The 14,767-nt window shown below is 38.7% G+C and carries 16 protein-coding genes; all 16 read left to right on the forward strand.

Annotated elements, in window-relative coordinates; translation table 11 throughout:
* The 16 genes from POV27_RS07320 to POV27_RS07395 all read left to right on the forward strand — a co-directional run bounded on the left by POV27_RS07320 (window position 1) and on the right by POV27_RS07395 (window position 14,751).
* Window positions 1-924: a TolB family protein gene (locus tag POV27_RS07320; RefSeq protein WP_272862094.1), complete on the forward strand. Its 924-nt coding sequence runs from the start codon at window positions 1-3 to the stop codon at window positions 922-924.
* A 29-nt stretch (window positions 925-953) separates the two neighbouring features.
* Window positions 954-2,339: an ankyrin repeat domain-containing protein gene (locus POV27_RS07325; RefSeq protein WP_272862095.1), complete on the forward strand. Its 1,386-nt coding sequence runs from the start codon at window positions 954-956 to the stop codon at window positions 2,337-2,339.
* A 27-nt stretch (window positions 2,340-2,366) separates the two neighbouring features.
* On the forward strand, window positions 2,367-2,768 hold the full coding sequence (locus POV27_RS07330) for a hypothetical protein (RefSeq protein ID WP_272862096.1): 402 nt from the start codon (window positions 2,367-2,369) through the stop codon (window positions 2,766-2,768).
* A gap of 327 nt (window positions 2,769-3,095) precedes the next feature.
* The gene (locus POV27_RS07335; protein ID WP_272862097.1) at window positions 3,096-3,776 is read left to right on the forward strand and encodes a hypothetical protein; all 681 of its coding nucleotides are present in this window, start codon (window positions 3,096-3,098) and stop codon (window positions 3,774-3,776) included.
* A 97-nt stretch (window positions 3,777-3,873) separates the two neighbouring features.
* Window positions 3,874-4,176 carry a hypothetical protein gene (locus tag POV27_RS07340; RefSeq protein WP_272862098.1) on the forward strand — a complete coding sequence of 101 codons (303 nt, stop codon included), beginning with the start codon at window positions 3,874-3,876 and terminating at the stop codon, window positions 4,174-4,176.
* 212 nt (window positions 4,177-4,388) lie between these two features.
* Window positions 4,389-6,230: a Xaa-Pro dipeptidyl-peptidase gene (locus tag POV27_RS07345; RefSeq protein WP_272862099.1), complete on the forward strand. Its 1,842-nt coding sequence runs from the start codon at window positions 4,389-4,391 to the stop codon at window positions 6,228-6,230.
* A gap of 119 nt (window positions 6,231-6,349) precedes the next feature.
* Window positions 6,350-6,949: a Crp/Fnr family transcriptional regulator gene (locus tag POV27_RS07350; RefSeq protein WP_272862100.1), complete on the forward strand. Its 600-nt coding sequence runs from the start codon at window positions 6,350-6,352 to the stop codon at window positions 6,947-6,949.
* A gap of 69 nt (window positions 6,950-7,018) precedes the next feature.
* Complete coding sequence (locus POV27_RS07355) at window positions 7,019-8,500, forward strand: nitrilase-related carbon-nitrogen hydrolase (RefSeq protein ID WP_272862101.1); 1,482 nt, start codon at window positions 7,019-7,021, stop codon at window positions 8,498-8,500.
* Between the two features lie 27 nt (window positions 8,501-8,527).
* Entirely contained in the window at window positions 8,528-9,574 is a 1,047-nt protein-coding gene (mltG, locus tag POV27_RS07360; protein ID WP_272862102.1) for an endolytic transglycosylase MltG, read from the forward strand.
* A gap of 83 nt (window positions 9,575-9,657) precedes the next feature.
* Window positions 9,658-10,158, forward strand: coding sequence for a hypothetical protein (locus tag POV27_RS07365; protein ID WP_272862103.1), 501 nt, complete (start codon window positions 9,658-9,660; stop codon window positions 10,156-10,158).
* A 153-nt stretch (window positions 10,159-10,311) separates the two neighbouring features.
* Window positions 10,312-10,944, forward strand: a complete 633-nt coding sequence (locus POV27_RS07370) for a dioxygenase family protein (protein ID WP_272862104.1) — start codon at window positions 10,312-10,314, stop codon at window positions 10,942-10,944.
* Between the two features lie 234 nt (window positions 10,945-11,178).
* Window positions 11,179-11,697, forward strand: a complete 519-nt coding sequence (locus tag POV27_RS07375) for a DinB family protein (protein WP_272862105.1) — start codon at window positions 11,179-11,181, stop codon at window positions 11,695-11,697.
* Between the two features lie 62 nt (window positions 11,698-11,759).
* Entirely contained in the window at window positions 11,760-12,281 is a 522-nt protein-coding gene (locus POV27_RS07380; RefSeq protein ID WP_272862106.1) for a DinB family protein, read from the forward strand.
* A gap of 280 nt (window positions 12,282-12,561) precedes the next feature.
* Complete coding sequence (locus POV27_RS07385) at window positions 12,562-13,638, forward strand: hypothetical protein (RefSeq protein ID WP_272862107.1); 1,077 nt, start codon at window positions 12,562-12,564, stop codon at window positions 13,636-13,638.
* Window positions 13,639-13,682: 44 nt separating this feature from the next.
* Window positions 13,683-14,210, forward strand: coding sequence for a GNAT family N-acetyltransferase (locus POV27_RS07390; protein WP_272862108.1), 528 nt, complete (start codon window positions 13,683-13,685; stop codon window positions 14,208-14,210).
* A 46-nt stretch (window positions 14,211-14,256) separates the two neighbouring features.
* On the forward strand, window positions 14,257-14,751 hold the full coding sequence (locus POV27_RS07395) for a CPCC family cysteine-rich protein (RefSeq protein WP_272862109.1): 495 nt from the start codon (window positions 14,257-14,259) through the stop codon (window positions 14,749-14,751).
* Window positions 14,752-14,767: the final 16 nt, after the last annotated feature.

Here is a 14,767-nt window from a genome sequence, read left to right on the forward strand (position 1 = left end):
ATGAAAAATAGCATCTCGATTTTTACAGTACTAGCATTTGCAGTCTTCTTACAGGCATGTAACACCAATAAAAAGGAGGTAAAGGGTGGTGAGTCAGCCACGATAGAAGGTTCCTATTTTGGACAAAAACCACCCGGTTTAACTCCAGAGGTTTTTGCTCCTGGTGTCGTTTCAATTGATGGAAGGTTTGAAGGCACCGTTTCATTTTCTCCCGAGTTGACAGAAATTTACTTCGCAGCTAACAATGAAGAAGATGAAACAGTTATCTATTTCTCAAAACTCGAAGGTGATACATGGACCGCCATAAAAAAAGTGAATTTTACGAATGGGAAAAAGAAGGAAGAAATGCATCCCTTTGTGAGCCCCGATGGTAAAAGGATTTATTTCACAGCTATGGACTCTGCTTTTGTGGATGAGAAAATTTGGTATGTGGACCGTTTAGCAGATTCTTGGAGTGATGCTGTTCAGCTTGATTCACCTGTAAATGATGACCTGGTATTTTTTCCTAATCAGTCTAAAAACGGGGACCTTTATTATTTCAATTTGTCAAAATTCAAAACCTATTATGCACCCAATAAAAATGGTGCGTTTCCCGAAGTACAGGAAGTTCCGTTGGAATTTGGCCATCATGCTTTCATTTCCCCAGCTCAAGATTACATAATACTAACCGCACGGAACAATGAAGAGGAGGGAAGAGATGATAATGATATGTATGTTTATTTTAAAGCGGAAGACGGAATATGGTCCAACCCCATTAATCTGGGGAATACCGTAAACACGAATCGTAATGAAAAAGGTCCAAGAATCACTCCAGATGGTACGTATTTGTTTTTTGGTAGGGATGAAAGGGATATAGAACCCGGGCTGGCAGATATCTATTGGGTAAGCACAGAAGTTATAGAAAAACTAAGACCCAACCCATAAACTACACCGTAACCTGCAATAAGACGAAAATGAGAATAGTATTACTAATTACATTCTATTTTGCACTTCACCACAATGTGTATGCCCAAAATATACACCGAACTGCTTGCAATGGTAATTTAGTGAGGTTAGATAGTATGCTCACGAATACTACAATTAACGTAAAGGATAATCGTGGTAGGTCTCTATTGCATTGGGCTGTTGCCTGCAAGAAAAAGGAGGTTTTTGATTATCTAATTGAAAAGGATATAAATATTAATGGAACAGATAATCAAGAAAAAACACCATTGCACGTTGCAGTTCAATTCAACAATTTGGAGTATTTCGATTATTTAATACAATTACAATCCTCCAGTGATTGGCGGTCTAATTATGGCGCATCACTTCTTGAACTAGCGGTATTGAACAGAAACAAAACACTTACGGAAAAATTGATCGCTAGCGGAATCGACTTAAACATCAAAAATGAAAGAGGTAGTACGGCATTGGAAATTTCGGAAAGAATAAATGCCGATGCTATGTATGAGTTGCTGCTTTCTCAAGGAGCGGATGTAAACCTAGTACGTAAATTCGAAATGAAGGGAGAATATATGGGGCAGGAAGTACCTGAAACAACGCCTAAGATGTTTGCCCCAAATTTCATTTCAACGGAAGAACAAGAATTCGGTTCGGTCTTCAATACAGAGGGAACAGAATTTTATTTTGGCGTAGATGTTGGCGGCAGAAATGAAATTCGCTTCTCCAAAATGGTAGCAAATCAATGGACCAAACCAGTAACTATTATTACCCATGAACGATATAGCTATAACGACCCATTCCTTTCCAATGATGAGAATAGATTGTATTTTATTTCCAAAAGAGCTTTAGATGGAAAGGGTAAAATAAAAGATGTTGATATATGGTATGTTGAGAGAACGAATAATGGATGGTCAGAACCCATTAATGCAGGATTAAATATTAATACAGAAGGGAATGAATATTATATTTCATTTACCAAAGATGGCACCATGTATTTTTCGTCTAATGGACATGCCGAAGAACAGAAGGAGGAGCCGGATTATGACATATATTATTCTAAACTAATAGATGGCAAATTTCAAAAGCCCGTTGTCCTGGGTGATTCAATTAACACAGAGGATTATGAAGCGGACGTTTTTATTTCACCAGACGAATCCTATATGATTTTCTGTTCTACTCGTGACAATGGTTTTGGGAGAGGCGATTTATATATAAGCTTTAAGAATGCTAACAATACATGGAGCCGAGCTGTTAATATGGGGGAAGAAATAAATACTGAACATTATGAGTATTGCCCTTTTGTTACTAAAGATGGGAAATACCTTTTTTATACGAGTAATCAAGATATTTATTGGGTGAGTACAGCGATTATAGAAAAGCTCAGGCCCGAACAATAAACTACAAATATGATAGCTAATCTATAAATGAAAAAAGTACTATTCTTAATTTTTGTCCTTCAATCAGCTTATGGTTTTACCCAAAATAGTTCATGCGAGAACTTTAAAAATGGTGTTTTTAGAGCCGTAGATGGGGAAATAGATGATGAAACTTATAGGATTATCAGAAATGATAGTGTTCAAATTGAAAGAGATGAAAAGTATGGAATAGAAATCATACAATCCATTGAATGGATTACCGAATGTTCTTTTAGATTAAAGTTCCTTTCTGCTAATAAAGTGTACCAAGAAAAATATAGTACGCCAAACGATACCATACCTTTAATCATAGAAATAAAAATAGCCGGGGCAAACTTTTATTCGTACGAAGCCAGATATGAAGGTAAATCAAAAGTTATGCACGCTGGGAACATTTTAAAGTTAGAATAAAACCAAGTTACATAGACCTTTACTATAGCCTATCTCAGAAGGGTGCTTCCGTTTTTAATAGTGATGAGTGAGAAGTTAGAATAAGCTGGACTCTGAGTGCTTAAAACGGAGTTTTAAGTGTATCGAAGAGTCGTTTACAGAAGTTAGGAGTGAGAGCTGATTGGTGCAAGTCTGCGGGTTCATTATTATCTACCTGTCCAACAATTCAACAATCCAATCACCCGACAATCAATTGAACTGAAAAGCAAAAGGGTTTTGTTATCTTAGTAATAGAAGCTGTGCCATTTCTCCACGCTTGCACTCATTATTTAAGTAATTATTCCAACTATGTTTAAATGGTTTAAAAAGAAAAAAGAAAAGCGAGATTCCGAGATTCTCAAAACCGATACGAAGGAGCCATCTTCCATTTGGTATGAAGTAGGGGATAAGGACAATCCATTTAATAAAAAAGTTCTGGATGTTAGTGACTACACAAGAAATACAATGGCGTTTACCAAATCAAAAGCCATCGCCTTAAAGTTTAATGAGTTGAGAAATTCAATAGGAAAGGAACTTATTGATTTTGATACTTCAGAATTTGATCAGGTTTCAACAAACCTTGAATATCCGCACAATGGAAAACAACTTGAAGGAATTGCATTTAAAGCGGACTCCATGGATTGTAAATGGGATATTTATGCCTACAATGATTACCTTTTCTTTTCTCGAAGTTGGGATGGAATATTGATCTACAAAGCAAAATTCTCCATTTCGGAAAACAGTCTGGTCATATCCGAAATAAGGTTCGATAATATGTTTACTGGAACCGAGGCAGAAAATGATGTGCATTTCCTGATCAATTCTCATGCAATGAATCAAGCCTTTCCTCATATGATTCCTAAAGAACTTACATCGGAATCGGAGATTGAACAATGGTCATTCGTTAAATTTGGAAATCGGGCTTATTATGCGACTTACGATAGCGTAGTGGATGCTCGATATACAGCCCAATGGCTTTCAGAAAACTAAGGGTCAACCCTCACAAGCGCAAGATTCTGTTTAGTGCTTCTGTAAGAGTATGAATTTTTCTTATTAATTACATTTAGTAAAGCAAACGCTATTCGATATGAATACTAGAGAAATTGAAACCTTAGAACATTTTCTTACCAAAACTTCCATGTGGATACATCCAGTAAACGAAACCTCAATCGTTTCTTTTATTCATGGATTTGAGGCGGGCATTGGGAGTAAAACTTTCACTTCAGGACTAAAGGAGTATTTGGAATCCAGGTATGATCTTTATGGTTCAAATCAAGGTTGGCCTCGACAGATACTTCTTTACGCCGAGAAAAAGAATATGGAATGGAAAGATGCGTTTATTGAGATTGGGAAAATAGTGCTGCAAGATATCATTGAGGAGCTCTGTTAGCGTCTACCACCTACCGGCCCAACTATAGATATACTTCCCTAAAGTTTGGTTTTTAATCGTGATGAGTGACGGGTGAAGGGCGATGGGTGATAAGTGTACTTGTTGTCCATCCAACCATCCAACAATCCAACAATCAATTGAAGTGAAAAGCAAAAGGGTTTTGTTATCTTAGGGCTTCCATAGAATTAGAAATAACAAAGACCAAACATATCATGAGACTCATCAAATTTACGCTACTCGCATCCCTACTCATTACTCCGCTACTTTCAGTAAATGCGCAAGCAGAAAAAGCGGTTCCTGTTTTCGAAAATGGGGAAGCTCAAATTGTATCTGCATTCGAAGATTCAGAAGAATGGATTAGACATGATCTATGGGTGGAAACGGAGTTCGATACCGATGGTGATGGAAAAATGGATAGGATGCACGTCTCGGTCACTAGACCACAGCAAACAGAGACAGAAGGACTTAAATTACCCGTTGTATATGTTACTAGCCCTTATTTTGCAGGAGTAGCGGGAAATGTAAAGGGTTTATTTTGGGATGTAAGGCATGAACTTGGAGCGGAAGCAAAAGAACAACGCGTACATCCAGAGGTCGTCCGAAGAGGAGAGCGACCCATCATTTCAAATTCCCATATAAAAACATGGGTGCCAAGAGGGTACATCGTAGTGCACTCCTCATCTCCCGGAACCGGACTTTCGCAAGGTGCACCTACGGTAGGAGGCGACAACGAATCATTGGCTCCCAAAGCGGTAATCGATTGGTTATGTGGGCGTATACCGGGATATACGACTCCCGATGGTAATGAAAAAGTTGAGGCATTTTGGTCAACCGGGAAAATTGGAATGACGGGGACATCCTATAATGGAACCCTTCCTTTGGCGGCAGCCACCACAGGTGTTGATGGACTGGAAGCCATCATCCCCATCGCTCCTAATACGTCGTATTATCATTATTATCGATCCAACGGATTGGTGCGATCTCCTGGTGGATATTTAGGAGAAGATATTGACGTACTGTACGACTTTATTCATAGTGGCGATGAGTCGAAACGTGCTTACAATAATAAAACCGTAAGGGATACCGAAATGAAAAATGGGATGGATAGAATTACAGGAGACTATAACGACTTCTGGGAGGGACGTGACTACTTAAATGAGATGGGCCCCATGAAAGCGGCTTTACTTATGGCACATGGGTTCAATGATTGGAATGTAATGCCAGAGCACAGTTATAGAATTTATGAAGCTGCTAGGGCCAAAGGGATACCTTCTCAAATATATTATCACCAACAAGGACATGGAGGCCCACCGCCTATGAAGATGATGAACCGATGGTTTACGCGCTATTTACATGGTATAGAAAATGGGGTGGAAAAGGATGCACGCGCATGGATTGTGCGTGAAAATGATAACATGAAAAATCCGACTCCGTATAAGGACTATCCCAACCCAGAAGCGAAAGATGTAACGCTGTACCTAAGCTCGGGCGCTCCTGATACCGGAGGTTTAGGCACTGAAAAAGGGAAAAGTCAGGGAACAGAAAAAGTGGTTGACGATTTTTCTTATTCCGGTGGCGAATTGGCACAAGCTGAAACTAGTAATCATAGATTATTATATGTAACACCTACATTAACAGAAGATGTTCATATATCGGGCACACCCAAAGTCTCTATTAAATTAGCGAGCAGCAAGGCGGCTGCAAACCTTTCAGTTTGGTTGGTTTCGCTACCTTGGAATGATGGAAGTAAAGTCAAAATAACGGACAATATCATAACCCGCGGCTGGGCCGATCCACAAAATCACAAGTCCATACGAAAAGGGAAACCCTTAAAGAAGGGGAAATTCTATCAGGTAACGTTCGATTTAATGCCAGATGATCAGGTTATTAAAAAAGGGCAACAAATTGGGCTTATGATTTTTTCGAGCGACAAAGAATTTACGTTGCATCCCGATCCCGGAACCGAATTAACCATCGATTTAGATGCAACAACATTGAATTTACCCATTGTAGGAGGTAGTGAGGCGTTGGGTAGTGCGCTAAAGGAAAATTAAAATAGGGTGCAAGGTGAGGAGTAAGAGGTGAAAGGAGAATTAACTCCGAACCCCGTGCCTGCCAGTAGCCAGTATCGATACTATTGCTAAAAAGCCAAAAATATTCCAACCAAATTTGAATGACTGAAAACGATACCCCCAGGGAACGCTATTTTGATGTGTTTATAGAACAGTTTCCACTGTTAAGTGAGGAGGCAAAGCAATTTACACGCTCCATTTTAACCTTAAAAGAATATGGCAAGCATGACTTTGTGTTTAAAAATGGAGCGATACAAAGGACCATTGGTTATGTATACCAAGGACTTTTAAGAAAGTACTACATCAACGAAAAAGGCAAAAAGATAAACACAGGTTTTATTTGCGAAGGAGGCTATGCTACCGACTATCCATCTTTTTTAAGGCAAAAACCCACCAAATATTATATAGAATGTCTGGAACCCAGTATCATTGTGAATATGTCTTACGATGATCTACAGGAAGTTTACAATAGGTCCAAAGGAAATGAAATGTATGGAAGATTAATTGCAGAGCAGGTCTTGATACGGGAAACGGATAGGGTGGAGAGTCTCTTGTTTGAAACCGCCGAAGAGCGTTATTTAAATTTTATAAGTAATAACAAAAACATCATGAATAGAATTAGCTTAACAGATCTAGCATCGTTTTTAGGCATGGAACGACAATCGTTAAGCAGGATTCGGAGTAATTTGGCCAAAAGATGATTTTGTCACCTATGTGACAGGTACATACCCTATGTAAGTTTCATTTTTGTAATATCAAAAATCAAGAAAATGAAAACTAGCCTTCTTAAAAAAATTCCATTCGTTTTAGTTCTTTTGTTATTATCCGTATTGTCTAATGGGCAGTATGTGGTCTTTTTCGCCATTTGGCTTTTTATGCCTCTATTGCTTTTTTCAGTCCGAAAATTGAAGCGATGGCAGGGCTTTTTATTCGCTTTTATAATTATAGCCATAGGCTATTATATAGGGACCGATGTAGCGCCTTTTTTGCCACTAATAGCAGGCCTTATTATTACTGTAGTTTTTAGTATCCTCGCATCTTTACCTTACTTGATCGATTCTTTCTTTTCGAAAAAGCGAAGCCACTTTCTAAGTACGCTTATTTTCCCAGCTTCGGCGGTCATCATAGAGTATGCCTATCATTATGTTGATCCGTTCGGTACTTGGTGGCATTACGCTTATACGCAAGAATCGCAAGATGTGTTGATTCAATCGATTTCTGTTTTCGGCATGGGGTATGTTTCCTTTCTAATTACCTGGTTTGCTTCGGTGGTGAATTGGGTGTACGAGCAAAGAAACACGAGGAAAAATGTAAAAAAGGGAATGCTTGTGTATGGTCTTGTTTTGGGATTGACCTTACTGTATGGTGGATATAGAGTACAATTTCAAAAACCTGATTCCGAAACCATTCGCGTAGCTTCCATTTCGGCACTGGATAGTCTAAATATGATGGTGGACATTCAGGGGTTGAATAATCCGGAAACCGAGCAAGACGCTAAAATTGCCACTAGAACCAATACTTCAAAACTAAATCAATATTTATTCGATAAAAGTATTGCCGAAGCACAAGCAGGCGCTAAAATAGTTTTTTGGGCAGAGGGGAACGCAGTCATCTTAAAAGAGGATGAAAGCAAATTATATGAGCAGGCAAGTACTGTAGCTTCAGAACAAGATATCTATTTGGGGATAGCCGTAGCGGTAGTAGATCCAACGAACGAACGATTTGTTGAAAACAAATTAGTGCTATTCGATCCGAATGGAAAACAGGTGATCGATTATTGGAAAGGTATTTCAGTGCCTGGAGCAGAAGCCCCAATAAGCAACAACAAAGCTGTTGGAATTCAGAAAGTAGAAACAGAGTATGGAGTTATTTCTGGAGTAATATGCTTTGATTTGGACTTTCCCAATTACTTAAAAGCTGCCAAGGGATCCGACATTTTGTTGGCGCCGAGTAATGATTATGAAGAGATAGGTCATTTGCATACGAACATGGCTAAATTTAGGGCGATAGAACAAGGCTTTAATTTAATTCGTCAAACTAGTCATGGTATATCCATCGGTGCCGATTATACCGGGAAGGTAATTAGTGAAATGGATCATTTTGCCGATAATGGCAAAATTCTGATTACCAATATACCCACAAAAGGAGCGAAGACCATGTATTCAGTAATTGGAGATACTTTTATCGCAATTTGTTTGCTGTTATTAGTATTTGTGATCATACGCCTAAGAACCAAAAAAGAGCATGTTTAGTAAGAGAATACCACAACACATAAAATAATGCGGAAAAAGATGCTTTGGGGAATACTGATTGTGGGTGTGATAGGTGGCGTTTTCGCCTATCATAAATACACCAAAATAATGGCTCCCAATGTTCCGGACACATTGGAAAACAATATGGTGTACATCCCGACGAACTCCTCGTTTAGTGATGTGGTCGAAGCCCTCTATACAAATTATCAAATCATAGATACGGTTTCATTTCGGGAAGTATCGGAAATGATGAAGTATAAGAAAAGCATTATGAGAGCGGGCAGATACAAAATCACGCCCTCTTGGAGCAATCGTGCATTAATCGGTCATCTTAGAGCAGGAAATCAAGAACCCATAAAATTAGTGTTAACCCATGGGTGGTTATTGGAAGATGTTGCCGAAAAAGCAGCCCAATTTATTGAAGCGGATTCCACCGATTTGGTGCAGCTGTTTTATAACGAAGACTATATAAAGAAATCAGGATATACAACCGAAACCCTGATGAGTCTCTTCATTCCCAACACCTACGAGCTTTATTGGAATACGGATGAAAGGGCCTTTTTTGAAAGAATGGTTACAGAGCACGAGCGGTTTTGGAATACGAACGATCGACTCTCTAAAGCAGAAAAATTGGGGATGACGCCCACTGAAGTCTACACATTGGCATCGATCGTGGAAAGAGAAATATCAAAAGATTCGGAAAAGAAACGAGTGGCAGGCTTATACTTAAACCGGATTAAGATAGGGATGAAACTAGATGCAGACCCCACGGCCAAATTTGCGACAAGAGACTTTAAAGCGACACGGATCTTATACAAACACATTCGTTTCGAATCTCCCTATAACACCTATTTGCACAAAGGACTGCCGCCCGGTCCTATAAGTATGGCATCTATTAAGAGTATCGATGCTGTTTTAGATTCGGAAAAGCACAATTTCTACTACATGTGTGTAGACCCTGATAAGCCAGGATACCATCTTTTTGCAGAATCGATAACAGAACATAACAGAAATGCTCGAAGGTATCATCGATGGTTGGATAATCTGGAAAAGAGGAAGAAACAACAACCTTAACTGTTACTTGCAAGAAGGTGCGCCCTTTTCAGTTAGATGCTTCCCTAAAGTTTAGTTATCTTGGTAGAACAAAAGCTACTACCATGGATATATTGAAAATCGCCACGCAATGGGCCGAAGCGGAAGTCTTTTCATCAAGGTTCTTCATTCTTTTCGGAATTATGTTTGTCTTGGCTACCGTAGGATTTTGGCAATTAGGAAAAACGGAAACCGCAAAAGCATACATCGTTCCTACTTTAGTGGCGGGAGCCTTGTTGTTAGCCGTAGGTATCGGGATATTTTTTACCAATAAATCACGGGTCACAAGCTTTGCAACGGCTTACAATAGCAATCCGACCGAATTTGTAAAATCGGAGATTACCCGTACCGAAAAATCAATGGGAGAATATAGGACCATTGTTTTCAAAGTTATCCCTTTCATTATTGTAGTGGCAGCCTTATTAATTGTTTTTATAGACAAACCGCTTTGGAGAGCCATCTGTATTACCACCATTGCGATGATGGTCGTTATTTTGTTGGTAGACAGCAATGCCAATTCCCGGATTGAAGCCTATCATAAACAATTAGAATTGGTGGATAAATAGGAAAACTCTCCATCTATTAGTAGGAGGAGTGAAGGGTGAAAGATGAATCAATATCGAACTCCGAGTGGGCCGACTATAAGGAGGTTTGTATCGAGGAGTTATGAGTGAATGAGAGTAGTGAAAGATGAACAGTGAACAAAAAACACTTCAAAATTGAGAACATTTTTAGGAATACTTCTTCTGGCCTTTTTTGCATTTTCTTGTAAAGGGCAATCCAATTCCGAAAAAGAACGGAATGTGGGTGGACCCTGTGAAGATTGTGAATCCTTACTGGACTATAAAATGCTTGATGTGGCGCCTGAATCCATAGATACATTGCCTGGTTTTCATAAGAATGAACCGAAAATAAAAATAACAGGAACCGTATTTAAAAAAGACGGAAAAACACCGGCTGAAAATATTTTGCTATATGTGTATCATGTAGACAGAAATGGAATTTATCAGCCAAGTGATAATCCGGTAGGTTGGGAGCGGAGACATGGGCAGCATAGAGGATGGTTAAAAACGGACCCCGATGGAACGTTTGTCTTCTATACGTTTAGACCCGCACCCTATCCACAAGTAAATGAACCGGAACACATCCATGTTTACGTAAAAGAACCAGGTACCATCCCTTATTATCTTGACAGTTATCTTTTTGAAAGTGATCCCACGCTAACGGAAGAAATGAAACAATCTGAAAAAAATCGAGGAGGCTCTGGAATTGTGAGGCTTGAAAAGAAAAACGGAATTTGGACGGCACATAGGAATATAATCTTAGGGTTGAATATTCCAGACTACGATTAAAAGACGTTGCCAAAAATTGCATATATTCGTATCACATCAATAATTCATATTTTGAGAATAATTCTGAAATTCATTTTAGCTTAATTAGTAACCGGTAAATACCTTTTACTAATTCACTGTTCGGATCTTCTTCCGAACCCGTTTTCATTTTATCAACTTTTCGTATGTTATCATAGCTCATAAGGGCTGTTGAGGATTTGCCTTGTTGCATACGAATCTTACGACAAATTATTTATGGAAAATCAAGAAGTTAAAAAGAATCCAGCATTTTTAGAATATGTATATAAATTAACGGAGGGTATCGATCACACAGAAGCACTAGCCCTTAGTGTAAAGGATATCGATAACTTGGATATCGATCAATTCAACCGAATTGGTTTAAAAACGTATCAAGAAGGGAAATGGACCATTCATACCATATTCCAACATCTCATAGATTGGGAACGGATTTGGTGTTTTACAGCTGTCATTTTTGCGCGCGCTGAAGGAACCGTACCGGGGATGCTTGATCAAGAAATCATGGGCAAAAATTCGAATGCAGATGAACTGTCTATTGAACAATTGGTAGAGGAACTTAAAATCGTCCGCCAATCGACCATAATGATGTTTAATTCGTTCAATAAGAACATATTGGAAACCAACTGTGTGTTTTCTGAATACCTAATGCCGCTACATGCCATTGGGCTTACAATTGCGGCTCATCAGATACACCATTTTAATGTCATCAAAGAAAGATATCTGCCTTTGGTGTAGTGATGAGTGATACTATCCCAAAGATGCGTATCGCTACATAATAATTTTATAATCAATTAACTATGAAAAATCAAGAAGTTAAAAAGAATCCAGAATTCTTGGAATATGTATACAAACTAACTGAGGGTACCGATCTTACAGAAGCGCTCGCCCTTAGTGCAAAGGATATCGATAACTTGGATATCGATCAATTCAACCGAATTGGTTTAAAAACCTATGAAGAAGGCAAATGGACCCTTCATAGAATTTTACAGCATCTCATAGATTGGGAGCGAATATGGTGTTTTAGAGCGATCATTTTTGCTCGTGGGGAGGGAACCATTCCGGAGGCGCATGATCAAGAAATCATGGGCAAAAATTCGAATGCAGATGAACTTTCTATTGAGCAATTGATAGAGGAACTTAAAATCGTTCGTCAATCATCTATCATGATGTTTCAATCTTTCAATAAAGAGATATTGGAAACCAACTGCGAGTTTTTCGAATACCAAATGCCGTTGTATGCCATTGGGCTTACGATTGCGGCCCATCAGATACACCATTTCAACGTCATAAAGGAAAGGTATATTCCTTTGGTACAGTGAAGCATGAGGTGAAATGTGAAAAGTGATACTAAGTCGGACTCTGAGCTGCCTGACCGACTTTGGCGGTTATCGAAGAGTCCCCCATACTAGCGCCCGTCTTTGACGGGCGTCTAACAATCCAACTATCTAATAATCCATCATAAATCTAGCGAGGAGGAGCGTGTTGAGATGCGAATGATGAATAGTGATCGCATTTAAAGTTTAGCTATCTTAGTACAATCCAGAAAATGACAAACCTCATTTCATGACGCTTTATTCACCAAACCGGTAGTCTCTTATAATGAACGCCCTTAATCTTCTCATGCTTTTTTTATTGCTTTCGGTTGCCGGTTGTGGTCCGGATATGCCGAAAAAACAAACCGATGTTGAAAGATTACGTCTAAACGGAGCTGTAAAATCCTATTTGGAAACCATTCAAAGAAATTCAAATTACATAAGAGATACAACCGAACCTGTTTTAAAAGAAGTGCACCGGGAATATCTTTTATTTAATACACATGGTAACATCACTGAAAAAAAGAGTTTTAAGTGGAATGGAGAACCCCATAGGATCTGGATGTCTATATATGATAACGATCAAAATGAAATCGAGTTAATTGAAATTAAGCCTCCTCACGATACGCTAAAACGCTGGATTAGAACGTACAATGCATATGAAGTCGAGTCCATTGAAATGAAGTATCCTAATGATACTTTGAAACGTCGGATTGAAAGATATGATGCAAACGGAAATGAAGTAGAATCACTAACTTATGATCATAAGGACTCGCTGCTAAGCCATACGCGAGTAACTTTTGATGGTTCCAACAATAAAACTGCATACATTTATATTAAAAGTGAGAAAGAAAAAGATCCACTTCTTAAGGTTACTTATGAATACGACAATAACGGGAATAGGATAAAGACGACGCGTCATTATGCAGACAAATCGAAAGCGGAATGGTTTACCGAATACGACTCCGTTGGAAACGAAATTGAATGGAGGGTGTACGATCGGAAAGGAAAACTGAAAAGGAGGGACACCTATGTTTATGATGAAAATTCGAATTTACTAGAGGAAAGATTATTCACTTCAGATAATGTGCTGGAAACAATGGGGGTATCGGAATACGATAAGGAAGGAAGGGAGATAAAATTCACAGAATATCTTTATGATTCTATTCGCTCTTCGGAAATTAAGGAATACGACGAACTCGGAAATGTAACGATTACCTATTTAAACAGGAAGGGAGAACCTAGATCGCGTACTCAAATAATATCTGAATTTGATGAAAACGAGAATCTAATCAAAGAATTGGAATACAAAAATGGCAAGTTAATAGCCATTAAAGAGTATAAAATTGAATATTATCAATAGAGCAGCCGCTGTATACAAAACTCCGCTGAACTGAAATACAACTAATGAATACAAACTTCACAACCATAAAAACGAACCGATTGCTACTGCGTGAAATAACCGATTTGGACCTTGAAAATATCTTCAGCGGACTTTCCAATCCAGCAGTCATTCAGTATTATGGAGTGAGCTACGATAGTTTGGAGGCGACCAAGGAACAAATGGCTTGGTTTGCAGAAGAGACTCAAATGTGGTGGGCGATTTGTTCGCTTGATAACCAAACCTTTTACGGAGCAGGAGGACTCAATGATATTAGTTATACGGAAGGCAAAGCGGAAATAGGACTATGGCTACTTCCCGAATTTTGGGGAAAAGGAATTATGAAAGAAGCCTTGCCATTAATTACCAATTACGGATTAAAACAACTCAAGCTAGACCGAATTGAAGGCTTTGTGGAAACCGAGAACAGCAATTGCAAAAGAGCCATGGCTAAACTGGACTTTAAACACGAAAAAACCATAAAAGATTTCGAAATTAAAGAAGGAAAACCGATAAGCGTTGATGTTTATGCTAGCACCCTTAACGGTTCGTGACCACGTTCGACAGTCCCGTTGTACAATCGTTACCGTATTGCAAAAAATGAGAGAGAGAAAAACTTTTGATACGTCTAAACTATCTAAGGAAGACCTAAGGCTTCTTGAATCATTCCATAATAGAAGAAGACGTATTAATAGTTTCATTTCCAAGAATGATTTAAAGCTTACTACCTGTCCAGGATGTGGTTTTCCAACATTCACGGAAGATTGGTTCCATGAAATTTGTGGCGTCTGCAATTGGCAGAACGATGGACAGGATGATCCACATGCGGACGAAGTTTGGGGAGGTCCGAATTACAAATTATCCTTGACCGAAAATAGATTAAACATTTGCCGAACTCTGGAAGAAAAATCAAAAGCCCTAAACGGTGTCGCGATGCAGGATCCTAACGAAATTATGGATGTGTTAAAGGCGCATCAAAAAAGAATGGATTCTTTCGATGATGATAAAATGATGAATGCACTAAGAGATGACCCAATATGGGAAGAATGGACGAAAGCGCGTAAGGAAGTTTTAAACGATTTAATAAAAAGATAAACTCCAGTTATTACTT

Source organism: Aureisphaera galaxeae, from assembly GCF_028561275.1.
Classification (GTDB): Bacteria; Bacteroidota; Bacteroidia; order Flavobacteriales; family Flavobacteriaceae; genus Aureisphaera; species Aureisphaera galaxeae.

Excerpts from the sequence above, each read along its gene's own strand:
- POV27_RS07320 (WP_272862094.1), top strand. The coding sequence starts at position 1 with ATGAAAAATAGCATCTCGATTTTTACAGTACTAGCATTTGCAGTCTTC.
- POV27_RS07325 (WP_272862095.1), top strand. The coding sequence starts at position 954 with ATGAGAATAGTATTACTAATTACATTCTATTTTGCACTTCACCACAAT.
- POV27_RS07330 (WP_272862096.1), top strand. The coding sequence starts at position 2,367 with ATGAAAAAAGTACTATTCTTAATTTTTGTCCTTCAATCAGCTTATGGT.
- POV27_RS07335 (WP_272862097.1), top strand. The coding sequence starts at position 3,096 with ATGTTTAAATGGTTTAAAAAGAAAAAAGAAAAGCGAGATTCCGAGATT.
- POV27_RS07340 (WP_272862098.1), top strand. The coding sequence starts at position 3,874 with ATGAATACTAGAGAAATTGAAACCTTAGAACATTTTCTTACCAAAACT.
- POV27_RS07345 (WP_272862099.1), top strand. The coding sequence starts at position 4,389 with ATGAGACTCATCAAATTTACGCTACTCGCATCCCTACTCATTACTCCG.
- POV27_RS07350 (WP_272862100.1), top strand. The coding sequence starts at position 6,350 with ATGACTGAAAACGATACCCCCAGGGAACGCTATTTTGATGTGTTTATA.
- POV27_RS07355 (WP_272862101.1), top strand. The coding sequence starts at position 7,019 with ATGAAAACTAGCCTTCTTAAAAAAATTCCATTCGTTTTAGTTCTTTTG.
- mltG (WP_272862102.1), top strand. The coding sequence starts at position 8,528 with ATGCGGAAAAAGATGCTTTGGGGAATACTGATTGTGGGTGTGATAGGT.
- POV27_RS07365 (WP_272862103.1), top strand. The coding sequence starts at position 9,658 with ATGGATATATTGAAAATCGCCACGCAATGGGCCGAAGCGGAAGTCTTT.
- POV27_RS07375 (WP_272862105.1), top strand. The coding sequence starts at position 11,179 with ATGGAAAATCAAGAAGTTAAAAAGAATCCAGCATTTTTAGAATATGTA.
- POV27_RS07380 (WP_272862106.1), top strand. The coding sequence starts at position 11,760 with ATGAAAAATCAAGAAGTTAAAAAGAATCCAGAATTCTTGGAATATGTA.
- POV27_RS07385 (WP_272862107.1), top strand. The coding sequence starts at position 12,562 with ATGAACGCCCTTAATCTTCTCATGCTTTTTTTATTGCTTTCGGTTGCC.
- POV27_RS07390 (WP_272862108.1), top strand. The coding sequence starts at position 13,683 with ATGAATACAAACTTCACAACCATAAAAACGAACCGATTGCTACTGCGT.
- POV27_RS07395 (WP_272862109.1), top strand. The coding sequence starts at position 14,257 with ATGAGAGAGAGAAAAACTTTTGATACGTCTAAACTATCTAAGGAAGAC.